Source organism: Candidatus Accumulibacter sp. ACC005, from assembly GCF_907163215.1.
Classification (GTDB): domain Bacteria; phylum Pseudomonadota; class Gammaproteobacteria; order Burkholderiales; family Rhodocyclaceae; genus Accumulibacter; species Accumulibacter regalis.
On the sequence record NZ_CAJQUB010000005.1, the window covers coordinates 145098 to 169198 of the forward strand.

Below are 24101 nucleotides of genomic sequence, written 5' to 3' on the forward strand. Positions count from 1 at the left end.
GCTGCGGAAATGGTTGCTGCTGTTCTGTGGGAGACGGTCAGGCGCTGCCGCGGGTGAGCAGCATCGCGTCGCCGTAGCTGAAGAAGCGGTAGCGCTCGGCAATCGCGTGCCGATACGCACAGCGAATGGCGTCGACGCCAGCGAACGCCGAAACCAGCATCAGCAGCGTCGACCTTGGCAGGTGGAAATTGGTGATCAGCCGGTCAACGACACGGAACTCGTAGCCGGGGGTGATGAAAATATCGGTCTCGGCGGGGCCGGCGCGCAGTTCCCCGCGCTGCGCGGCAGCTTCAAGTGCGCGCAGGCTGGTCGTTCCGACGGCGACGATCTTGCCGCCGCGGGCGCGGGTGCGCGCAATGGCGGCAATCGTGGCCTGGGGAATCGCGAAGCGCTCGGCGTGCATGCGGTGTTCGGCGACGTGATGCACGCGCACCGGCTGGAAGGTGCCGGCGCCGACGTGCAGCGTCAACCACGCCACTTCGACGCCACATTGTGCGATTTGGGCGAGCAGCGCATCGTCGAAATGCAGGCCGGCTGTCGGCGCCGCGACGGCGCCAGGGTGGCGCGCGAAAACCGTCTGATAGCGAGCCTCGTCGTCGACGCCGGCGGGGTGCGTGATGTACGGCGGCAGCGGCAACCGGCCGTGTCGTTCGATCAGCGTCCACAGGTCGCCTTCGTCTGCCCCGCGCTCTGCGCTGTCATCGGCCAGTTGCAGCGCGAAGAACTCACCGTGTTCGCCGCTACGGCCTTCGACGATCAGGCAGATGGCCTCTTCGAGAACGATCCGGCTACCGGCTTTCGGCGACTTGCTGGCGCGAATCTGCGCCACCGCGTGACGGGAATCGACGATGCGCTCGATCAGCACCTCGATCTGGCCGCCGCTTTCCTTGCGGCCCAGGAGGCGGGCCCGGATCACGCGCGTATCGTTGAACACCAGCAGATCGCCGGCAGCCAGCAAACCGGGGAGGGCGCTGAAGCGCTGATCGGCGAGCGCGCTGCCCTTAACCTGCAGCAGCCGGCTGGCGGTGCGTTCGCCCGTCGGGTGCTGGGCGATCAACTCGCCCGGCAGGTCGAAGTCAAAGTCATCTAGGGTGAGCATAGCGGGCTAAGGTGGCTGGCCAAAGGTGAGCGCTCGAGGGGTGGCGGGGCAAGTGCGCCATTGTCGAGCTGCCCTCCTGCGGCTTGTCGACGGCCGGAGAATCAGCGATAATTCGCAGCTCTTCTGGCCCGCGAACTTCGCGGCCGAGGCCGAGATGGCGGAATCGGTAGACGCAGCGGACTCAAAATCCGCCGATGGTGACATCGTGGGGGTTCGATTCCCCCTCTCGGCACCAATCAGTTGCACCCAGTCACACTCCCGGCCGGCAAAGCTGCGCATCATAGCACGCCGCCCCGGCGCTGCCCGAGACCGGCATTCAGGCGCTGCCCAGAGGGCGCGCAAAAGCCCCCGGCCTCAGGATCCAACGACCTCCGATGACTCCCCGCAATGGCTGAACCTGTCGCGCCGCCATCGCCTCTTGGCGCCTGGTGGCTTGCCATCCGACCCAAGACACTGACCGTTTCGGTCGCTCCGCTGATCGTTGGCCATGCTGTCGCCTGGTCGCAGACCGGTTGGCTGCTCTGGCAGCCGGCGCTGGTTGCCCTGCTCGCCGCGCTGCTCATCCAGATCGGCACCAATCTGCACAACGACGTTGGCGATTTCGAGCGCGGCACGGACACGCCCGATCGCCTCGGACCGCCGCGGGTCACGGCAATGGGCTGGCTGCCGGCTACCGCCGTACGCCGCGCGGCGTGGCTTGCGTTCGCCCTGGCGTTCAACTTCGGAATCTTTCTCGTCTACCACGGCGGCTGGCCGATCGTCGCCATCGGCTTGGCGTCGCTGCTCGCCGGCTGGGCTTACACCGGTGGCCCATGGCCACTTGCCTACACGCCGCTGGGCGAATTGTTCGTCGTGCTCTTCTTCGGTCTGGCCGCGGTTGGCGGCAGCTACTACCTGCAGACGCTGTCGATAAGCCCGGCCGCGCTGCTGGCCGGGGCGATGCTCGGGCTGTTCGCTGCGGCGGTGATCACGGTCAACAATTACCGCGATCTGGAGACCGACGCCCGGGCCGGCAAGCGGACTCTGGCGGTGGTGGTCGGCCGGCGAGCCACGCAATGGGTCTATGCGCTGGAACTGCTGCTGCCGCTCCTCCTCTTGCCGTTGCTGGCGACGCTGGCCGGGCGCGGGCCATGGCTGGCACTGCCGCTGCTGGTACTGCTGCCAGCGTTGCGACTGCTGCAGCGCTTCCGGCGTGAGCCCGCGGGTCCGCTCTTCAACGAATTGCTGGCCAGCACGGCCAGGTTGCAGCTCGTTTACGCGCTTCTCCTGGCGTTGGCGATGGTCGTCTGAGCGGGGCTGCGGACGGCGCGCTCAGATCGGGCTGCCTGGCGGCGGCTTGAACCAGGTCAGCTTCTCCTGCAGGCGAACGACGGTGCCAACGATGATCAGCGCCGGCGAAGCGATGCCGGCAGCGTGTACGCGTTCGGGCAGGGTTGCCAGATCGGCGGTCAACACCCGTTGCCGGCGCGTCGTACCATGTTGCACGACCGCCGCCGGATGGCTGGCCGGCAGGCCGTGGGCGATCATCTGGCGGCAGATCTCGGCGATCCCGCCGACACCCATGTAGAAGACGACGGTCAGCTTCGGACGGGCCAAGGCCGGCCAGTCGAGATTGATCGTGCCGTCCTTGAGATGACCCGTCGCGAAGGCCACCGCCTGCGCATGATCGCGATGCGTCAGCGGAATGCCGGCGTAGGCGGCGCAGCCGGCGGCGGCGGTCACTCCCGGAACGACCTCGAAAGGGATCCCCGACTCGACGAGGGTCTCGATCTCTTCGCCGCCGCGCCCGAAAATGAAGGGGTCGCCGCCCTTCAGGCGAACGACTTTCTTGCCGGCACGCGCCAGACGAACCAGAAGTTGATTGAGTTGCTCCTGCGGCACGGTGTGATTGGAGCTTTTCTTGCCGACGTAGATCTGCTCGGCGTCTGCACGAGCCAGTTCGAGGACCCCTTCGGCGATCAGATGATCGTAGACGATGGCGTCCGCTTCGCCGACCAGACGCGCTGCACGCAGGGTGAGAAGGTCGAGGTCACCGGGCCCGCTGCCGACGATATAGACGGTTCCGACAGGCGGGGACGAGGGCGTTTGAATCATTCCTTTTTTCCGGTTTTTTGCTGAGGTGCAAGCATAAACGCCCGTTGCGCTATTTTCCAACTCGGACGCGACGATATGCTTTCTCGCACCGATCATATTTGATGGAGGTCAAGGAAGGGACCCGTGCAGGCGTGTCATCCTGCGCCGAGTCTGACACGGATGTGACCCGGGCGACAGTCGAGAAACTTCAAGAGGAGAGAAAAGAGCATGCAGAAGGTAATTCGTAACGTATTGATGCTGGCAGCACTGCCGTTGGCCATGAATGTGGCCTTCGCGGCGAAGGCCGAAAAGGCCGCTGCGCCAGCGCCGGCAGCCGATTCGGCGACGCTGTCCGCCGAGGCCAAAGCGGCTTCCGGAAAGACCTATTTCGAACGTTGCGCCGGCTGCCATGGCATGCTGCGCAAGGGCGCGACCGGCAAGAATCTCGAGCCGCAGAACACCACCAAGCTCGGTTCCTCGCGCCTTGAAAAGATCATGGCCTACGGTACGGAGGGCGGCATGCCCAACTTCGACGACATCCTGTCGAAGAAGGAACTCGCCGACATGGCCAAATATGTCCAGATGCCGGCCGACGTGCCGCCGGAATGGGGCATGAAGGACATGAAGGAGAGCTGGAAGCTGGTCGTGCCGGTCGCCGAGCGTCCGACCAAGCAGATGAACAAGGTCAACCTCCAGAACGTCTTCGCAGTCACCCTGCGTGACTCCGGCGAAGTGGCCCTGATCGACGGTGACACCAAGGACATCTGGGGTATCGTGAAGACCGGCTACGCGGTTCACATTTCGCGTATTTCGGCTTCCGGGCGCTATGTTCACGTCATTGGTCGCGACGGTCGCTACGACCTGATCGACATGTGGTACGAGACGCCGAAAATCGTTGCCACGATGAAGGCCGGCTACGAAGCGCGTTCGGTCGACACCTCGAAGTACAAGGGTTACGAGGACAAGTACGCTGTCGTCGGCGCCTATTGGCCGCCGCAGTACGCGATTCTCGATGGCGAAACGCTCGAGCCTCTGAAGCTGATCTCGACGCGCGGCGTCACCGTTGATGGTGAGTACCATCCGGAACCGCGGGTGGCTTCGATCGTCTCCTCGCACGACAAGCCGGAGTGGGTGATCAACATCAAGGAAACCGGCATGATCAAGCTGGTTGACTACTCCGACATCGCCAACCTCAAGGAAGTCACCATCAACTCGGCCAAGTTCCTGCACGACGGTGGCTGGGACTCGACCAAGCGCTACTTCCTCGTTGCGGCCAACGCGTCGAACAAGGTTGCCGTGGTCGACACCAAGGATGGCAAGCTGACCGCGCTGGTGGATACCGCCAAGATCCCGCACCCGGGTCGTGGCGCCAACTTCACGCATCCGAAGTACGGTCCGGTCTGGGCAACGTCGCACCTTGGTGCCGACGTGATCACCCTGATCGGTACGGATCCAAAAGGCCATCCGGAACAGGCGTGGAAAGTCGTTCAGGAACTCAAGAACCATGGTGCCAACTCGCTGTTCGTGAAGACGCATCCGAAGTCCAAGAACCTGTGGGCCGACGCACCTCTGAACCCCGATCCCGAGCTGGCCGGTTCGGTCACCGTCTATAACTATCGACGAACTGGGTGATCCTGCCGCCAAGTCGCAGGTGATCAACCTGGCCGCCGCTGCCGATCTTGGCAAGACAAAGGGTCTGCAGCGCGTGGTGCATGGCGAGTACAACGAAAAAGGCGACGAAATCTGGTTCTCCGTCTGGACCGGCAACAAGACCGAGCCGTCGGCGATCGTCGTCGTCGATGACAAGACGCGTACGGTCAAGAAAGTGATCAAGGACAAGCGTCTGGTCACGCCGACCGGCAAGTTCAACGTCTATAACACGCAGCACGACGTCTACTGATCGCTGTCAAGCGTCTGATCCGAAGCGGGGGGCTTGTGCCCCCCGTTTTTTTTTTGCCGCGATTGCCGGCATAATCCCCTGCACCTCAACTGCCGCAAGGAATCAACCATGAAAGTGAACATTCTCTTCCTGTCGGCTGCCATGTGCTCGCAGTTGGCCTTGGCGGCGCCACCGCCAGTCGACCCGGCCATGCTCGAGCTTGCCGACCAGAGCCGTTGCCTGGGCTGTCACGACGTGGATGTGACGGTACGCGGCCCTGCCTGGCGCGATGTCGCGAAACGCTATCGCGGCAAACCGGAAGTCGAGGAAGTGCTGGTGGAAAAGGTCTACACGGGGGGCGGTGGCGTCTGGGGTAACGACTACATGTCGTCCAACAAGCGCGCCGGGAAGGACAACATCCGCATCCTGGTCAAGTGGATTCTGACCCTGCCCGATTCCTGATGGCGGGCGCACCGCCGCGCAGCGTCCCCTATGAGCCGGCGTCGTTGGCGCGTGCCCGAAGGAGATCGATGATCATTGCCGACACCTGCTCGATCGAGCGATGGGTGACGTCGATCACCGGCCAGTTGCGCGCGACGAACAGGCGACGCGCGTCCTGGACCTCCTTGCGCAGGGCGCTGAAGTCGTTGTACTGGCTGTCTTCGTTGTCCCATGCCCGCAAGCGTGCGGAGCGGACGCGCGCCAGCCGTGTCGGGTCCACCGTCAGCCCGACGATCAGTGGTCCCTTTGCCGTCAGCAGCCCCATCGGCGGCTGCGAGAACGGCACCAGTGGCACGTTGGCGGCCTTGATGCCGCGTGAGGCCAGGTACATGCAGGTTGGCGTCTTGGTCGCCCGCGAGACGCCGACGACGATCACGTCGGCGCCGTCGAGATCGTCGCTGGCAATCCCGTCGTCGTGGGCCAGGGTATATTTCATGGCCTCGACGCGGCGGTAGTAGTCCTCGTCGAAAGCGTCGGACGAACTGCTATGAACTTGAACGGCGGTGCTGGAGTACTCGGCAAGACGGGCGATCAGTGGTTCGAGGGCAAACTGGCAGGGGACGAGCAGGTGGCTGCAACCGTCTTCGAGCGCCTGGCGGACGTCGGCGTGGCTGATGCTGTGCAGGACGTAGCCCGGCCTTTGCGCCACCTCGCCGAGAATCTCGGGCACCTGGCCGAGGTGGCGGACCATCTTCCACAGTCGGCGCTCGACCTCCAGCCCCTCGAGCTGGACGATGGCGTTACGCGCCAGCAACTCGACGAGTTCGCCGGAAGCATGCGAGACCAGGTGCAGTACGAGAGTCTTGCTCACAGCCATCCTTTGCTGACGGTAGCGGCGTGGCCGATCCTCAGCGGTGGTGCCCGCCGTCGAGGCGCAGCACGGTGCCGTTGATCATCACGTTCTTGAGTACGTGCAGGACCAACATGGCGAACTCGGCCGGATCGCCGAAACGATGCGGAAACGGGATCTGGTGGGCCAGCCGCGAATCGAGGTTCTTTTCCATGGCGAACAGCGTCGGCGTTCCGAACAGCCCGGGCGCGATGCCGACGACGCGAATGCCCAGCGGGCCGAGTTCGCGCGCCGCCGGCAGGATCATGCTGACGACGCCGCCCTTGGACGCCGAATAAGCCGCTTCGCCGCTCTGTCCGTCGTAGGCGGCGACCGAAGCGGTGGATAGGATGACGCCGCGCTCGCCGTTGGAGCGCGGCTGCAGGCGCGCCATGTCGGCGGCGGCGAGGCGCATCATGTTGAAGGTCGAGATCAGGTTGACTTCGACGAGCTGGCGGAAAGTCTTCCAGCGGCATCGGGCCGTCGGGGCCAATCGTCGGTTCCGAGTGGCCGCGGCCGACGCAATGCACCAGCACGCGCGCCGCGCCGTGTGCGTCGCGCGCCGTTGCCAGCGCGTTCTCCGCCGAGAGCGAATTGGCGACGTCGCAGGGGATCGCCAGGCCGCCGATCTCGTCGGCAACCTTCTGCACGCCGACAGCGTCGATATCGATCACCGTCACCTTGGCTCCCGCCTCGGCGAGATAACGCGCCGTTTCCGCACCCAAACCCGATGCTGCCCCGGTGACCACCGCCGGGCACGCCCAAAGATCCATTGCCTGTCTCCCGCTGTTGCCACTTACCGCCGCCATCAGCCGACGGCGCAAGCGCGCATTATGGGGCGTGGGCGGCGGGTGCGCAAACGGCGATTGCCGTGCCGGAGCACTTGCCAGCGCTTGTTGTCCTGCGCCCCGCTTGCGCCGCTGCCGACTGCAATCTTCGGATAAAATGCCCGCTCCCCGCCTTTTCAAAGTTCTCGCGAAAAGGGTGAGCCGCGCTGCCATTGACCCGAACCTTACCGACTCCCGCCGCACGATGCCAATCCTTCCTCTTCTCGCCCTTGCGCTTGCTTCGGCCTCCGCCTTCGCCGAGACGGCTTCCGCGCCACCGGCGCCAACGCCCGAACGCCAGAAGCAGCTCGTGCACCTGGTTCGTCAGGACTGCGGTTCCTGCCACGGCATGACCCTGCAAGGGGGCCTCGGGCCGGCCCTGACGCCCGCGGCATTGCGCGAGCGGCCGGCTGACTCGCTGGTGGCGACGATTTACGGTGGCCGCCCGGGGACGCCGATGCCGCCGTGGCACCGCTTTCTCAGCGAAGCCGAGGCGGCGTGGATCGTGCAGCAATTGCTGCTCGGGTTTCCCGAGGAGTAGCGGCCGGGAAGCTCGCCAGCGTAGGGCTGGGTTCTTGATGAGACTTCCGGCGACGCGGACAGCAGCGTCGCAGCGTAGGGTGGCTGGAGTTCGCCCGGCTAATACCGCTGCCCGCGTCGCCAAGTCCGGCCAAGCATTCCCCTGCCACCGTCATTGCGAGGCGGCGAAGCCGACGCGGCAACCCAGTCAGAAGAACACTTCCGGGCGCGTGAACGACGTGTTACGCGGTTGCCGTGGCGCAAAGGCTTGTGCTATTTTCTTCGCGCCAGAAGAACCAAGCGACGCGCGCATGTGCTGAAAACGACTGGATGACCAGGGAGAAGCTGCAATGAAGACCCGCCTACGCAATTTTCTCGTGGCCCTGCTGGCATTGGCTGGCCACCTTGCATTGACGACCCTGGCAGCCGCGGCCACCACCGATCCTCTGCCTTCCTGGCGCGAGGGGCCGGCCAGGCAGGCGATCGTCAAGTTCGTGCAAACGGCCACCGACAGGGCGAGCGCCGGATTCGTACCGTCCGCCGAGCGCATCGCCACCTTCGACAACGACGGCACGCTGTGGACGGAGCACCCGATGTATACCCAGCTCGCCTTCGCACTGGACCGGATCAGGGAACTCGCACCGCAGCACCCGGAGTGGACGACGCAGCAGCCCTTCAAGGCGGTGCTCGACAATGACCTCGAAGCGCTGGCGGCGGGAGGCGAAAAAGGGCTGCTCGAATTGGTCATGGCCTCGCACGCCGGCATGAGCACAGCCGAGTTCGAGGCAATCGTGAGCGACTGGTTCAAGAAGGCGCGCCATCCGCGTTTCAAGAAGCCCTATACCGAACTGACGTTCCAGCCGATGCTCGAACTGCTGGCCTACCTGCGAGCCAACGGTTTCAAGACCTATATCGTATCCGGTGGCGGTATCGAGTTCATGCGGCCGATGACCGAAGCGGTCTACGGGATCCCGCCCGAGCAGGTCATCGGTTCGAGCATCAAGACCAGGTACGAGATGCAGGAAGGCAAGCCGGTGCTGACGCGCCTGCCCGAGATCAACTTCATCGACGACAAGACCGGCAAGCCGATCGGCATCAATACGTTCATCGGCAGGCGACCGGTCGCGGCCTTCGGCAATTCCGACGGCGACCGCGAGATGCTCGAATGGACCGGCGCCGGCAAGGGCGCGCGGCTGATGATGCTCGTGCTGCACGACGACGCCGAACGCGAATACGCCTACGGCCCTGCCAACGGCTTGCCCGCCACCAAGTTCGGCACCTTCTCGCAGTCGACGATGGACGAAGCCAAGCAGAAGGGCTGGATCGTCATCAGCATGAAGAACGACTGGCAGCGGGTTTTCTCTTTCCAGCCAGAGACGAAGAACCCGGCCAAGAAATAGAATCGTAGGCCCTCTAACGATCCACCATGACCTTGGAGACTGATCCCATGAACAAGAGCAGATCCTTCCTGGCCACCGTGCTGGCGACATTCCTGTTGGCAATCGCGCCCGTCCTTGCCGCCGCCCAGGCGAAGCCCAACATCCTCTTTATCGTCTCCGACGATACCGGCTACGGCGACCTAGGCCCCTACGGCGGCGGCGAGGGACGCGGCATGCCCACACCCAACATCGACCGCATGGCAAACGAGGGGATGACCTTCTTCTCGTTCTACGCGCAGCCGAGCTGCACACCGGGCCGTGCCGCGATGCAGACCGGCCGCATCCCCAACCGCAGCGGCATGACCACCGTCGCCTTCCAGGGCCAGGGCGGCGGGCTGCCGGCGGCCGAGTGGACGCTGGCCTCGGTGTTGAAGCAGGGCGGCTACAAGACGTACTTCACCGGCAAATGGCATCTCGGCGAAGCCGACTACGCGCTGCCGAACGCGCAGGGCTACGACGAGATGAAGTACGTCGGCCTGTACCACCTGAACGCCTACACCTACGCCGACCCGACCTGGTTCCCCGACATGGATCCGGAACTGCGGGCGATGTTCCAGAAGGTGACGATCGGCTCGCTGTCGGGCAAGGCCGGCGAGAAGGCCAAGGAGGACTTCAAGATCAACGGCCAGTACGTGGACAAACCGGGGCAGAACGTCACGCTGCACGGCGTCAACTACCCGAATGGCGTGGTCGGTATCCCGTACTTCGACGCCTACGTCGAGAAGGCGGCGATCGAGTTCCTGGACGACGCGGCCAAGGACAGGAGCAAGCCGTTCTTCATCAATGTGAACTTCATGAAGGTGCACCAGCCGAACATGCCGGCGCCGGAGTTCGAGCACAAGTCGCTGTCAAAGAGCAAGTACGCCGACTCCGTCGTTGAGCTCGACGCACGCATCGGCCGCATCATGGACAAGCTGCGCGCGCTTGGCCTGGACCAGGACACGCTCGTCGTCTACACGACCGACAACGGCGCCTGGCAGGACGTTTATCCAGACGCCGGCTACACCCCCTTCCGCGGCACCAAGGGAACGGTGCGCGAAGGCGGCAACCGCGTGCCGGCGATCGTCATCATGCCCGGCAAGATCAAGGGCGGCGCGCGCAACCACGACATCGTCGGCGGCCTCGACCTGATGGCCACCTTCGCCAAGGTCGGTGGCGTCGAGTTGCCGAAGAACGACCGCGAGGGCAAGCCGATCGTCTTCGACAGCATCGACATGTCGCCGGTGCTGTTCGGTACCGGCAAGTCGCAGCGCAAGTCCTGGTTCTACTTCACCGAGAACGAGCTGAGCCCGGGTGCAGCGCGCGTGGGCAACTACAAGGCGGTGTTCAACCTGCGCGGTGATGACGGCCAGGCCACCGGCGGCCTGGCGGTGGACAGCAACCTCGGCTGGAAGGGCGCGGAGAAGTATGTTGCGACGGTGCCGCAGATCTTCGACCTGTGGCAGGATCCGCAGGAACGCTACGACATCTTCATGAACAACTACACCGAGCGCACCTGGACCCTGGTGACGATCAACGAGGAAGTGCGCAAACTCATGAAGACCTACGTGCAATACCCGCCGCGCAAGCTGCAGAGCGAGGTTTACACCGGGCCGATCACGCTGTCGAACTACCAGCGCTTCCAGTGGGTCCGCGATCAGCTGCAGAAGGAAGGCTTCAACCTGACGCTGCCGACGGGGAACTAGTGTTGCATTCTTGAGCGACCCTATTTGGATTTGACTTTGCCACTCTGCGTCGCCTGCAGATGGAGATCCAGATTTGGGTCGCCGCGAAGATCGTGCCGCTGGCCGCGGAGGGGTTGCGAAACGAGGAGGTCGCGGATGCGTTGGGGATTGGCCGCGTACAGGTTTCGCGTTGGCGGGGGCGTCACGCGCAGTCGCGACTGGCGGGAATCGAGCGCGACCTGCCGCGCGGCGCACCTCCACCTCGGCCTCCTCGTTGAACATGGTCGAGCGATTCTTCCGCGAAATCACCGGCGAGCGACTGCGCCGCGGCGTCTTCACCAGCGTCCTCGCGTCGCCGAATCCTCGCCATCACGTGGACACTGCTGTGGCGCTGTATTTCCGGCGCGACTTTCAGCACGCCGGGCAGCCGCTCGCAACCCTGTCGGCGCTGGAATTCCTGGCTCCCATCCTGCGTGCAACTCGACACGGTCTTCGTGTCGGATGAGGCGCTACGCTCGCCTGTTCAGCTGGCCACGAGCGCCTTGCGCGGCGCCTGTCGGCGCCAGCGGGAGCAGGGCGGCACTGCCGCAGGTCGTCGCCAGCGCTCGATTTTTCCTCGAAATGGCGCCAAGTGCCCTAGAATGCTGGTTCTTGTGTGGTTGGCGGGTTGATCGTCGCGGTACGGGTAGCACCATGTCCCTGCCCCGAGGACCCGAATGGCATGCGGGCTGTGCTGCCGTCGGGTGAATGCATCAGACGGCGGCAAGCGCCGCACGCCCGTAGAGGATCGCCATGACCAGAAATCGTCCCTCGCTTCCGCCCTGGTCGCCGCGCCGTCTGACGATGGCCCTCGAACCTCGTCACCTGTTCGACGGCGCGGCGCCGGTGGAAGTCGCCGCCGCCGTGCAGGACGACGGCGCTGCGGCCGTTCGCGATGCGCCTGCGCCTGCGCCGGCGCCCGTCGAAGCGCCGCCACGCGAACTTATCGTCGTCGACAGCCGGCTGGTGCACGGCATCGATGTCGAGAAGTTGCTCGCCGGCCCGGCGAAAGTGGTGGTACTCGACCCGCGCTCCGAGGGCCTGGCGCAAATCGCCGCCGCGCTCGACGGTGAGCAGAACCTTGCTGCGATCCACATTCTCAGTCACGGCAGCCGCGAGGGCCTGCTTCTCGGGCTGGGCCTGGTCAATCAGAGCGAGCTGCAGCGGCAAGGCGCGCTGCTCGCGAGTATCGGTTCGGCGCTGAGCGCAGACGGCGACATCCTGCTCTATGGCTGCGATGTCGCCGCCGACAATCGCGCGTTCATCGACACCCTGGCCGGCTTGACGCAGGCGGACGTTGCCGCGTCCTCCGACGCCACCGGCAGCGCCGCGCTGGGCGGCAACTGGGTTCTCGAAATGACCGCCGGTCCGATCGAGGCGCGCGCGCTTGCCCTGGCCGATTTCGAACACCTGCTGGCGCCGCCGAGCATCGTCGATGGCGGTGGCGCGCGAACGACCAGCGAAGACACGCCGCTGGCCGTCACCGGCATCAGCATCGCCGACGCCGATGCCGGCGACATGCAGACCGTGACCCTGGTGGTGAGCGGAGGAACGATCACCCTGCACGCTGGAAGTGGGGCAAGCATTGCCGGCGACGGTAGCGCCAACCTTGTTTTTTCCGGCACGCTGACGCAGGTCAACACGGCCCTGGACGGCATGAGTTTTGCGCCGACTGCCGATTACTTTGGCGCCGCGAGCATCGCTGTGTATACCGACGACAGCGGCGACGGGAGCGGCAGCGTCGGGCCAACGACCGTCACGCTGACCGTGACGCCGGTCGACGACCTGCCGGCGGGCAGGGCAGACACGATCGCCGTGACCGAAGACGCCACCGCCGCCGTCATGGGCAACGTGCTGGCCAACGACATCAACGTCGACGCCCCGATCGATACGCTCGGTGTCATCGCGCTGCGCACCGGCACGGTCGCTGCCGGCAGCGGCACCGCCGGCAGCGTCGGCAATCCGCTGCTCGGAAGCTATGGCAGCCTGACCGTGGGCGCCGATGGCGCCTACAGCTACAGCCTGAACAACACGCTGGCGACGGTGCAGGCGCTGGCCGCCGGCGACACCCTGACCGAGAACTTCACCTATACCCTCAGCGACGGCCACAGTACGGCGCAGGCCGACATCACGGTGACCGTCAGCGGCAACAACGACGCCCCCCGGATCGTCGGCACGCCAGCCATCCTGGTTGCCAGTTCGATTCCCGAGAACGCGACCAACGGCGAGAACCCCGGTACGCTGGTCAGTGCGCTGCTCAGCAACGTCGACGGTCATCGGGTGGTCAGCGACGTCGACGCCGGGACGGTTCTCGGTATCGCCATCTACGACAGCAACGTCAGCAACGGAATGACCGGTGTCTGGGAGTATTCACTCGATGGCGGTGGCAGCTGGACGTCGGCGGCGCCATTTTCGCCCACCGCCGCCTTGCTCCTGCCGGCGGCGGCAAGGCTGCGTTTCGTCGCCGACAGCAATGCCGACGACGGCAAGGAATCGGGAGTGGCCCGGATTTCCTATTACGCCTGGGACCGCAGCGACGGGGCAAGCGCCGGCGCCACGGCCAGCGTCGGTGCCAGCGAGCGTGGCGGTGCCCAGCCGTTCAGCACGGCCGGCCTGGCCGCCGACTTCATCGTCACCGCGCGCAACGACATTCCCACTCTGGTGCCGGTGGCGCTGGAGCTCAACGAAGGCAGCACGAGGACGATCACCATCACCGAGTTGCCGGTCGTCGACCAGGACAATGGTGTCGATCAGCTCACCTACCGTGTCGAGCCGCCGCTGGCCGGCAAGGGACTGTTGCTCAGGAACGGCATTGCGCTCAGTGTCGGCAGCATCTTTACCCAGAAGGACGTGCAGGAGGGCAGGATCAGCTACCGGCATACCGGCAGCGAGTTATTTGCCGACGACAGCGACAGCGTCACCCTGACCCTGCGTGACGGCGCCGGCGGCCAGATTCCGGTCGTTCTGCCGATCGCCATTCGCGACGTCAACGCGCAGATCGCCATCACCGGGACGACGCAAACGGTTGCCGAGCGGGTGGGCAGCGAGGCGAGCGACTTCACGGTGCTCAACCTCGGCTTGAGTGACGCCGATGGCGTGCCGGACGACATGACGCTGACCATCACCAGCCTGCCCGCGGCGGCGGTTGGTCGCCTGCAGTACTGGAACGGCAGCATTTATGTCGATGTCTTCGCCGGGCTGGAACTGACCGGTACGCAACTGGCCAACCGGCTGCACTTCATCTCCAGCGGTGCCGAACCGGCAGCCGTCAGCGGCAGTGATTTCGCGGGGCCGTACCAGCCGACCGCCAGTTTCACGGTCGTGGCCAGCGACAACAAGGCGCCGACCCCGAGCAGTGCAGCGGCCACTGTCACCCTGACCGTGGTCGCCCGCAATGACCCACCGACCCCGGTGACGCAGCTGCTTACCGCGCCGCAGGGGGGGCCGGCGGTGGCCATCACGCCCCAGTTCCTGACCAGCAGCGATCCGGACAGCGCCGCCGCCAACCGCGTCTATACAGTGAACAGTTTCCCGCGCGCCGGTCTTCTGGAGCTGAACGGGGAGGTCATCGGCGTCGGCTCGACGTTCACCGAAGACGACCTGAGCTCGGGCCGGCTCACCTACACGCATGACGGGCGTGCCACCGATGGCCTGCCGTCGATCGCCGACGACAGCTTCGACTTTTCGGTCAACGATCGCGATGGCGGTGTCAGTACCGGTACGCTGGAAATCGACGTCAGCCCGACGGCGCCCACCGGTCCTGGTACCGGGGGTACGCTGCGCGGAATCACCGCCGAAGGTCTGTTCACCAGCATCGATAACGTCACCCTGACCGGGTCGGACATCTACACGCTCTCCGCCGTGCCGACATACGGCACGCTCTACCTCGACGGCGCCGCCCTTGCTGCGGGCAGCGGCAGCTTCAGCCAGGCGCAGCTCGACGATGGCAGGGTGGTCTATGTCAATAACGGAGCCGAACCGGCAGGCTACGGTACGCCCTACCGCGACGCTTTCACGGTCACCCGCAGCGGTGGCGCGGTCGCCGGCAGTTCGACCATCGCCCTGATCGTTACGCCGGTCAACGACGCACCGACGATTGCCCAGGGCAGCTCGAACGGTGGCAGCGTCATGGAAGCGAGTGCGGTTGGCGGCCTCGACGATCGCAACCTGACCGGGGTAACCAACGCCGTCAAGCTGACCAGCACCAATCTGCAGCACGTCGATCCGGACACCGATCCGGCTGCCCTGGCGTATGTCCTGGAGAGCGCTCCGCTCGGTGGCGACCTGCGCCACTGGAGTGGCGCGGCCTGGGTGGTGATTGCTCAGGGTGGCACCTTTGCGGCGTCCGAAGTGGCGGCGGGCAACGTCGCCTATTTTCACAGCGCCGACTCCGAACTGCGCAGCGACTCGATCGTCGTCCACCTGCGCGACGGCGGTGTCGTGCAGGTGGGTGACGTTGCGTACTCGCCGATCCGCGAGCTGGGCTTCGTCACCGTCAACGACGGCCTGAATTCGCTCGCCATCAACAAGGGCGCGGTCGCCCGCAGCCCGAGTCGCACGGTGAGCTTCACGATCACCAACGTGAACGACGCGCCGCTTGCCTACGCTCGCAACTTCGTCGTTGACGAGGGCTACGACACCAATCGCGACGGCCACGACGACAACCTTGGGCGGATCCAGGTTCTCAACGCCAATATCCTGGCGGCCAGCGACAGCGACGACGACCTGGCCACTGCGACGTACACCATCGTCAGCCTGCCGCAGCGTGGCGTGCTCGAAATCGATCGTGGCGCGGGCGCTGGCTTCGTGCCGGTCATCGCCGGCGAGCAGTTCGACTACTTGCTGCTCAGCGGCGGCAAGCTGCGCTACGTTCAGGACGGTTCGGACACCGTCCTCACCGACAGTTTCACCTGGCAATTGAACGACCCGGCCGGCCTCTTCAGCAATGTCGCCACGGTGAGCATCGACATCCTGCCAAAGAACGATCCGCCAGTGGTTTTCAACAACACCGGCGCGACAGTCCCCGAGGGTGGGGTGAGCCATATCACCTATTCGATGCTCGGTTCCGAGTTCCCCGTCGACACCGACACCGACAACACCAGTCGGCAGGCGCAGTTCCGCCTGACTGCGGCGGTTCAGAACGGCACGCTCTATCTCGACAAGCCCGGCGTCATCACCGCCCTGGGCGTTGGCGCCGCGTTCACCCTCGAGGACATTCAGAACGGCTATCTCAAGTATCGCCACAACGGCTCCGAGACGCCGTTGACCGATCATTTCGACTTCACGATTTCGGACGGCAGCGGCGACAACGAGCCAAGCGCCCGATTCAACATCACCATCCTGCCGGTCAACGACGCGCCGCAGCTTTCCGCGCTCAATCCGCTGACCTATTTCGAGGACGATGGCGCGACGCTGATCGACCCGGCGGTGAACTTCAACGACGTCGACCTGGCCAACGGCGCCAGCTACAACGCCGGAACGACGCTGACCATTGCCTATACCCTGGGCAGCGGCACCATTGGCGATCAGCTTTCGCTGCGCAACCAGGGTGCCGGCGCCAACCAGGTCGGCTTCAACGCCGGCAGCGGCGAAGTCAGCTACGCCGGCACCGTGATTGCGACGGTCAACCCTGCCGACAGCGCGACCAACGGCGCCAACGGCGCTCAGCTGGTGATCACCTTCAACGCCAGCGCCAACGTCGCGGCGGTCAAGGCGGTGCTGGAAAACCTGACTTTCCAGAACACCGACCTCGCCAACGCCTCGCAGCTTACCGCGCAGGCGACGCGTTCGCTGCGCTACACCTTCGTCGATGGCGGTGGCGCGGCCAGTCGTCAGGACGATGCCGGCACCACCCTGCAGGGCGTCGATACGGTCGTTGTCGATACCTCGATCATCGTCAAGCAGCGCAACGACGCGCCGGTAATGAACCCCGGCGACACCGTCCTGGCGCCGATCAGCGAAGACGAGACCAGCAACGGGCGTAGCCTCCGGGTGTCAACGCTGCTTGGTGGCAGCAGCGACGTCGACAACGGCTTCCTGCAGGGCATCGCCATCAGCGGCCTGTCTTCCGGCAACGGTAGCTGGCAGGTTTCGCTCGACTCGAGCAACGGCAGCGACGGCGCGTGGACCGCCATCGGCAGCGTCTCGCCGAACAGCTCGCTGCTTCTCGACCCGAACGCCTGGGTGCGCTTCATTCCCGATGGCCGCAATGCGACCACGGCGAGTTTCACCTACCGCGCATGGGACCAGACCACCGGCAGCGTCGGTGGCCGCGCCAACAGCAGCCTGACCGGCGGCACCACCGCTTTCTCGATGGAGGACAACGTCGTCTCGCTGACCGTCACCGCCGTCAACGACGCGCCCGTGCTGGCCGACACCACGCTGACCATGAGCGAGCGCGAGGACGCCGGTCCGCCGCTCGGCGCGGTTGGCACGCCGGTCTCCAGCCTGCTCGGCGGGATCAGCGATGTCGACAGCGGCGACCCGAAAGGCCTGGCGATCATCGGCGCCAACGCGTCCGCAGGCAGCTGGCACTTCAGCACCGACGGCGGAGCGAACTGGCTGCCGCTGGGCGACCCTTCGCCGACCAGCGCCGTCTTGCTCGCCCCCGACGCGCGCCTCTACTTCCAGCCGAACACGGACTACAACGGCGTGCAGGCGTCCGCCCTCAGCGTGCGCGCCTGGGACCAGAGCAGTGACAGCAACGGCGCAAGCGGCGTCGACACGACTGCGGGAAGCGCCACGACGCGGGCCTTTTCGACGGCCACCGACAGCGTTGCGCTGACCGTGACGGCGCTCAACGATGCGCCGACGATCACCAACGGCACGCCCGTCATCACCGCCGTCGGCGCCGCCAACGAGAACACCCCGATCGCCCTGGGGTCGATCTTCACCCTTGGCGATGCAGACCTGGCGCGTGCGGAAGGCAGCAACCTCGGGCAGATCAACATCGCCGTGCCGCACGGCGCCTTCGTCCTCAACACCACGGGGGTGACGCTGACCGCCGGCAGCCAGGCGACCGACCGCGGCGCCGGCGACTGGGGCGGCGGCAGCAGCACGCTGACCTTTACCGGCACCCTGGCCCAGTTGCAGGCCGCCCTGAATACGGTCCAGTACGTACCTGGAGACGACCCCGACGCTTCCGAGACGATCAGCGTCAGCTTCGACGACCTGAACAACGCCGGGGCGGGTGCCGCCGGCGGGGGTTCCGACGTGCACAGCGTCAGCGCCGGCGTGCGCATCGACGGCATCACCGCGGTGAACGACGCGCCGACGATCAGCACGCCGGCGACGGTAACGGCGATCGAAGACGTCGCCTTCAGCTTCGCCAACAGCGTCAGCATCGCCGACCCCGACGCCCGCAACGCGGACGTCGAGGTGGTCCTGAGCATTCCGACGGGGAGCCTCACGCTGACTCCGGGCGCCACCGTGAGCACCGGGCTCGGTACCGGTACGCTGACCCTGCGCGGCACGGTGAGCCAGATCAACAGCGCACTGGCGACCCTCAGCTACACTTCCGCGCCCGACGCGAACAACCTCAACGTCAGCGACGTTGTGCCCCGCACCCTGACGATCACGGTCAGCGACCTCGGCAACAGCCCCGGCAACCCGGCCACGGCAGCCACGGCCAGCGCCAGCACGCTGATCAACCTGACGCCGGTCAATGACACGCCGACCCTGGACGTCGACCCGGCGGCCGGCGTCCAGGCCACCCGGGCGGTGACCACGACGGTCAACGAGAACGCCACCACGGTGATCGACGGCATCGTTCTCGCCGATCCCAGGGACAGCAACGATGGCGGCTACGGCAGCAACACCTTTGTCGTCATCACCGCCCTGCACGGCACCCTCGCGGTGGACGGATCGCCAGCAGGCGTGACGGCGTTCACCTCCGGTAGCCCGGGTGGACGCAGCATCACCCTTACCGGCAGCATCGCCGCGATCAACGCCGCCATTGCCGCCGGCGATCTCAACTACACGCCGGACAGCAACTTCTCGGGCAACGACACGCTGAGCCTGCTGTTCGACGACGCCGGCAACAGCGGCGTCACCGGCAGCGATCCGACGACGGCTGCGGCGACCATCCCGCTGCTGGTCAGCGGCGTCAACGACGCACCGCTCTTTTCGGGCCTGGGTGGCTCGGTCGGCTTCACCGAAGACGGCACGCCGGTCGTCCTCGACCTGCTCGGCGACGGGCTCGCCAGCCTCACCGATCCCGAACTTGCCGGCTACGACAACTGGGGCGGCGCGGTGCTGACGCTGCAGCGCACCGGTGAGACGGGAAATCCGGGTGCCGCCAGCGACGATGTCTTCGGGCTGACCGGCAGCGGCAACGTCGGTGTCAACTTCAACGGCAACGAGGTGCGCATCGGCGCCGGCGTCGTCGGCAGCTTCACCCGGATCAACGGTGTACTGAGCATCGCCTTTGGCGAAGCGACGACCACCGCGCAGGTCAATACGGTGTTGCAGGCCTTGACCTACAGCAACGGCAACGACAACCCGCCGACCCAGGTGACCATCGGCTACACGATCGACGACGGCAACACCGACAGCGGCACCCACCCGCAGGGAACGGGTGGCCCGCGCAGCGGCAGCGCGTCGGTCAGCGTCGGCATCACCGCCAACAACGACGCGCCGGTACTGACCGCCGCGGGCTCTCCCTTGACAGCGAGCTTCTTCGAAGACGACGGGGTTTTCGTCTCGGCGCTTCCGCCGGCGACGATCAGCGATCCGGAGCTGTCGGCCTTCGGCGGCGGCAACGGCGACTGGGGCGGCGCGATCCTCTCGGTCAATCGCGCCGGTGGCGCCAATGGCGACGACCTTTTCGGCGTCAGCGGCGGCGTCAATCTTGTCGGCGACAGGTTGCGCATCGGTACCCTCGAGGTGGGCAGCTTCACCAACGCCGGCGGCGTCTTTGCGGTCACCTTCGACCCCGGCACGACCAGCGTGCAGGTCCAGGCGGTGGCCGACGGGCTGACCTACAGCAACAGCCGCCAGAGCCTCGGCAATTCCCAGGACGAAATCATCGAACTGGTGTGGACGGTCAATGACGGCAACGCTGCGCTCGCCGGCGCGCAAGGCGAGGGCGGCCCCAAGCAGGGCTCGCTGCTCAGCAACGGCAACGGCAGCAGCATCACGCTGCGCGGGCGCAACGACGCGCCCGTGCTCGACCCGGCGACCGTGCGCGCGATCAGCGTTGCGGAAGACGATCCGCTACCGCTCGGCGGGGCGGTGGGCGCCGCCGTGGCGGACCTCGCCGGCGGCGTCAGCGACGTCGATATGAACCCGCTGCGAGGCGTCGCCATCATAGCGACCGACAACACGCTGGGCACCTGGCTGTACACCGTTGACGGGGGCACGTCTTGGATCCCGATCGGCGCCGTTGGCGATGACCAGGCCCTGCTCCTGCGCGACAGCGACCGCGTCTACTTCCAGCCCAACCCCGACAGCAACGGCACGGTGGCCGCGGGCCTGACGCTGCGCGCCTGGGATCGGACCGCCGGCAACCCCGGCGACAAGGTGAACACCAGCGGTAGCAACAACGGCGGCAGCACGCCGTTTTCGACGGCCAGCGACAGCGTCGCCCTGACCGTTGGCGCGCAGAACGACGCGCCGACACGCCTGCTCGCCAATGTCGCCCTGCCGGCTTCGCTGGAAGACGCCGCCAGCCCGAGCCAGGCGACGATCGCCAATCTGTTCAACGCCGCGTTCAGCGACGCGAAGGACAATCAGGGGGCTTTCACCGGCGGCTCGCTGGCCAACGGCCTGGCAGGCATCGTCATCACCGGCAACGCGGCTGCCAGCAGTGAAGGGAAGTGGCAATACCTGGCCGATGGCAACCCCGCGTGGACCGATATCCCGACGACGCTGACCGCCGCCGGCGGTCTCTTTCTGCCCGCCACGTACACGCTGCGCTTCCAGCCCGCTGCCGACTGGAACGGTAGCCCGGGCAGCCTGACCGTGCGCCTGGTCGACGACTCGGCGGGCGTCCTGCCGGCTGCCGGAAGCAGCGTCAATGTGGCCAACGACACGGCGCTTTCGGGCGGGACCACGCGCTACAGCGATAGCGCCAACGCGGTTTCGCTGGGCACCAGCATCGCCTCGGTCAATGATGCGCCGGCAGGCGCCGACAGGACGATTACCGCGATCGAGGACACCGCGTACTCGTTTCAGGCCGCCGACTTCACGTTCATCGACGCCCACGACAGCCCGCCCGACAGCTTTGCCGCAGTGCTGATCTCCACGCTTCCCGGCAGCGGCATTCTGCGCCTGTCCGGCATAGAGGTCACCGAAGGGCAATCGATCGCCGCCGCCGACATCGCCAATCTGACGTGGACGCCGCCGCTGGATGCCAATGGCCCCGCCGTGGCGAGCTTCACCTTCCAGGTCGTCGATGACGGCGGCAGGGTGAACGGCGGCATGGACACCGATCCCACTGCCAACACGATCACGTTTGCGGTCAGCGCGGTGGCGGACATCACCGACGACTCGGTCAGCACCCATAGCGCAGTGGCGCTGCGCTTCAATCCGCTCAGCGGCACCAACGGCGCCACCGCCGACAATTTCGAGAACCCGGCGGCGGCCATCACGGCCATTGGCAGCCCCGCTCACGGTAACGCCGTGCTCAATGGCGACGGGACCATCACCTATACCGCGACGCCGGGCTACGTCGGGGCGGACAGCTTCACCTATACGGTCAGCAGCGGTGGCGTCACCGAGACGGCGACGATCAGCGTCACGGTGACCAACGCCGTGCCGGTCGCCAATCCCGACACGGCCAGTACGCTGGAAGACACGCCCGTCAGCGGCAACGTCCTGGCCAACGATACCGACGGCGACGCGGGCGACACGCTGACGGTGACCCGCTTCGTCGTTGACGGCGTCACCGTCGGCGTGCCGGCCGGCGCCAGCGGGGGCAGTACACTGATCGCCGGTGTCGGCAACGTCACCGTGCGCGCCGACGGCAGCTATACCTTCACGCCGCTGGACAACTGGCACGGTAGCGTTCCGACGCTCACCTACACGCTGACCGATACGGCGGGTGCGACGGCGAGCAGCACGCTGGCGATCAACGTCGGCGACGTGAACGACCCACCGCTGGCCAACGACGACGCCTACGACACCACGGATACCGCCGGTCCGCCGGGCGGCACGCCGATCAACGGCAATGTGCTGGTCAATGACACCGACCCGGACGCCGGAACGACCCTGCAAGTGGTGGCCGTCAATGGCGGTGCGGGGTCGGTCGGCGGTGACACCAGCGGCAGCTTCGGCACCCTGACGCTGGCTGCCGATGGTCGCTTTTCCTACGCCGTCGAGCGCAGCGATGCCAGCGTTCAGGCGTTGCTCCGCGGCCAATCGCTGACCGACACCTTCAGCTACACGATCAGCGATGGCGACGGCGCCACCAGTACGGCAACGCTCACCTTCACCATCCACGGCACCAACGACGCGCCGAGCGCCGGCAACGACAGCAACACCCTCGGCGAAGAGCAGAGCACGGCCAGTGGCAACGTGATCAGCGGGGCGAGGACGAATGGCAGCGGGGTGAGCAGTATCGACCTCGCCGCACGCGATATCGATCCCGACGGCGACCCGCTGACGGTGGTCGGGATCATGCGTCCTGGCGGCAGCGCGGGAAGCATCGACCTGCCCCTGGCGGGCAGTTTTGGCGCCATCACCATTGCTGCCGACGGGAGCTACAGCTACGCCCTGGATAACGCCAACGTCGCCGTCCAGCGCCTGCACGAAGGCGAGACGCTCAGCGAGAGCTTCGTCTATACGACCAGCGACGGTCGCGGCGCGCTGGTCGATGCGACGATCACCATCACCATCACCGGCAGCAACGACCAGCCGCTCGCTGTCGCCGACGTCAACCGCATCGCCGAAGACGCGACGCTTACGGCCACCGGCAACGTGCTCGACAATGACAGCGACGTCGACAGCAACTCCGCGCTGAGTGTCGTCGCCGTTTCCGGCAGCGCTCCCGGGACGGTGAATGGCCGGACCAGCGGCAGCTACGGTACGCTCACCCTGAATGGCGACGGCAGCTACAGCTACCGTATCGACAACGGCAACGGCGCCGTCCAGGCCCTTGGCGTCGGACAAACGCTGACCGACACCTTCAGCTATACCGTTTCCGACGGCGAGGGAGGTACGGCCACCACGACGCTGACCATTACCATCGACGGCCGGAACGAGGCGCCGGTGGCCGTTGCCGACACGGCGAGCACGGCCGAGGATAGCGAGCTGAGCGGCAACGTTCTGGCCAACGACAGCGACCCGGATGGCAGCCACAGCCTCCTTGCGGTCACCCAGTTCGCGGTCAATGGCCTGGTCGTCGCCGTGCCGCCCGGCGCCGTCGGCGGCAGCCTGGTGATCGCCGGCGTGGGCACCCTTACCCTGACGGCCGATGGGGATTACCGCTTCACGCCGCTGGCCGACTGGAACGGCAGGGTGCCGACGGTGACCTACACCATTCGCGACGGCGACGGCGCCGGTGCCACGGCCAGCAGCACCCTCGACATCACGGTCACGCCGGTCGCCGACTTCAGGGTTCCGCCGTACGTCCTGCAGGATAACGACGTGGCGCCGTGGCTGGAGGTCGACCGTGTCGACCGGATTATCCGGCGCATCGAACAGTCCTTCGCTCCTGCCCACTACGTTCTGCAGCAGGTAAATCGGGCCCAGGCCTCGCTGGCCGAGGGGGTTGCCGCGCTGCTCGGCGTGTACGATGCACGCGAGACAGGCGACCTGCGCTCCCTGCTGCGCGACTTGGATCAGACGCTGACGCCGGGCCAGTTCGTCCTCAAGCAGGGGGTCGCGTTCTCGCGGCAGCTGCTTGCCGAGCTGGCGCAGCGCGCGCGGGCAAATAGTCGCCTGGCCCTCGGCGGCGAGAGCCTGTACGACGATCTCTCCATTTTTTCTCCGCTCGGGATCGCCGCGAATTCGGGCGGCGTCCAGGCCGACGCGGCAACGACAGCCATGCCAGCGCCTGCGTTCGAGGCGCCGGGAGGCGCGGAGGTGAGCGAGGGGATCGACGGGATCGACGGGATGGACGAAAGGGCCCGGGATGGCGGCGGCAATCCAATCGCCGTAGACGCTCTGCTCCCGCCCGTGCCGGCGGCGACCAGGCCGACGCCAGGCGCCGCTGCCCGATCGTTCAGCGAACAACTGCGACAGAGCCAGAGCGAGCGTCGTCGCCTGCCGCTCGCCTAGCCAACCGATTCTTC

Annotated in this window: 11 protein-coding genes, 1 tRNA gene and 2 pseudogenes; 10 read left to right on the forward strand and 4 right to left on the reverse strand. The window is 66.1% G+C overall.

All coding sequences use genetic code 11. From position 1 onward, the window contains the following. Positions 1-37 precede the first annotated feature (37 nt). Positions 38-1099 carry a tRNA preQ1(34) S-adenosylmethionine ribosyltransferase-isomerase QueA gene (gene queA / locus QZ613_RS05805; protein WP_291863874.1) on the reverse strand — a complete coding sequence of 354 codons (1062 nt, stop codon included), beginning with the start codon at positions 1097-1099 and terminating at the stop codon, positions 38-40. Between the two features lie 148 nt (positions 1100-1247). Here queA and QZ613_RS05810 point away from each other — a divergent pair. Then, positions 1248-1334 (forward strand) — tRNA-Leu (locus QZ613_RS05810). Between the two features lie 152 nt (positions 1335-1486). Beyond that, on the forward strand, positions 1487-2389 hold the full coding sequence (locus QZ613_RS05815; RefSeq protein WP_291863872.1) for a 1,4-dihydroxy-2-naphthoate polyprenyltransferase: 903 nt from the start codon (positions 1487-1489) through the stop codon (positions 2387-2389). Between the two features lie 21 nt (positions 2390-2410). Here the strand turns inward: QZ613_RS05815 and cobA are convergent, their stop codons facing one another. Further along, a complete protein-coding gene (cobA, locus tag QZ613_RS05820; protein WP_363319471.1) occupies positions 2411-3193 on the reverse strand; it encodes a uroporphyrinogen-III C-methyltransferase in 783 nt (260 codons plus the stop codon). A 207-nt stretch (positions 3194-3400) separates the two neighbouring features. Here cobA and QZ613_RS05825 point away from each other — a divergent pair. Next, positions 3401-5072 (forward strand): annotated as a pseudogene (locus QZ613_RS05825) (cytochrome D1 domain-containing protein). 108 nt (positions 5073-5180) lie between these two features. Then, on the forward strand, positions 5181-5513 hold the full coding sequence (locus QZ613_RS05830) for a c-type cytochrome (protein ID WP_043568839.1): 333 nt from the start codon (positions 5181-5183) through the stop codon (positions 5511-5513). Between the two features lie 28 nt (positions 5514-5541). Here QZ613_RS05830 and QZ613_RS05835 read toward each other — a convergent pair whose 3' ends face one another. Both QZ613_RS05835 and QZ613_RS21090 read right to left on the reverse strand, forming a co-directional pair. Continuing rightward, entirely contained in the window at positions 5542-6363 is an 822-nt protein-coding gene (locus tag QZ613_RS05835; RefSeq protein WP_291902499.1) for a pyruvate, water dikinase regulatory protein, read from the reverse strand. Between the two features lie 37 nt (positions 6364-6400). After that, a pseudogene (locus tag QZ613_RS21090) lies at positions 6401-7154 on the reverse strand (SDR family NAD(P)-dependent oxidoreductase). Between the two features lie 259 nt (positions 7155-7413). Between QZ613_RS21090 and QZ613_RS05850 the strand changes: the two are divergent. The 6 genes from QZ613_RS05850 to QZ613_RS05875 all read left to right on the forward strand — a co-directional run bounded on the left by QZ613_RS05850 (position 7414) and on the right by QZ613_RS05875 (position 24087). Further along, a complete protein-coding gene (locus QZ613_RS05850) occupies positions 7414-7749 on the forward strand; it encodes a cytochrome c (protein WP_291902493.1) in 336 nt (111 codons plus the stop codon). 328 nt (positions 7750-8077) lie between these two features. Then, positions 8078-9127: an HAD family hydrolase gene (locus tag QZ613_RS05855; protein WP_291902492.1), complete on the forward strand. Its 1050-nt coding sequence runs from the start codon at positions 8078-8080 to the stop codon at positions 9125-9127. Between the two features lie 47 nt (positions 9128-9174). Continuing rightward, a complete protein-coding gene (locus QZ613_RS05860) occupies positions 9175-10851 on the forward strand; it encodes an arylsulfatase (RefSeq protein WP_291902489.1) in 1677 nt (558 codons plus the stop codon). A 59-nt stretch (positions 10852-10910) separates the two neighbouring features. After that, positions 10911-11108 (forward strand): helix-turn-helix domain-containing protein, encoded by a 198-nt coding sequence (locus QZ613_RS05865; RefSeq protein ID WP_291902486.1) that lies wholly within the window; start codon positions 10911-10913, stop codon positions 11106-11108. Then, on the forward strand, positions 11105-11335 hold the full coding sequence (locus QZ613_RS05870) for a hypothetical protein (RefSeq protein WP_291902575.1): 231 nt from the start codon (positions 11105-11107) through the stop codon (positions 11333-11335). Before QZ613_RS05865 ends, QZ613_RS05870 begins: the two co-directional genes overlap by 4 nt. Positions 11336-11622: 287 nt before the next feature. Next, positions 11623-24087 (forward strand): Ig-like domain-containing protein, encoded by a 12465-nt coding sequence (locus tag QZ613_RS05875; RefSeq protein ID WP_291902482.1) that lies wholly within the window; start codon positions 11623-11625, stop codon positions 24085-24087. Positions 24088-24101 lie beyond the last annotated feature (14 nt).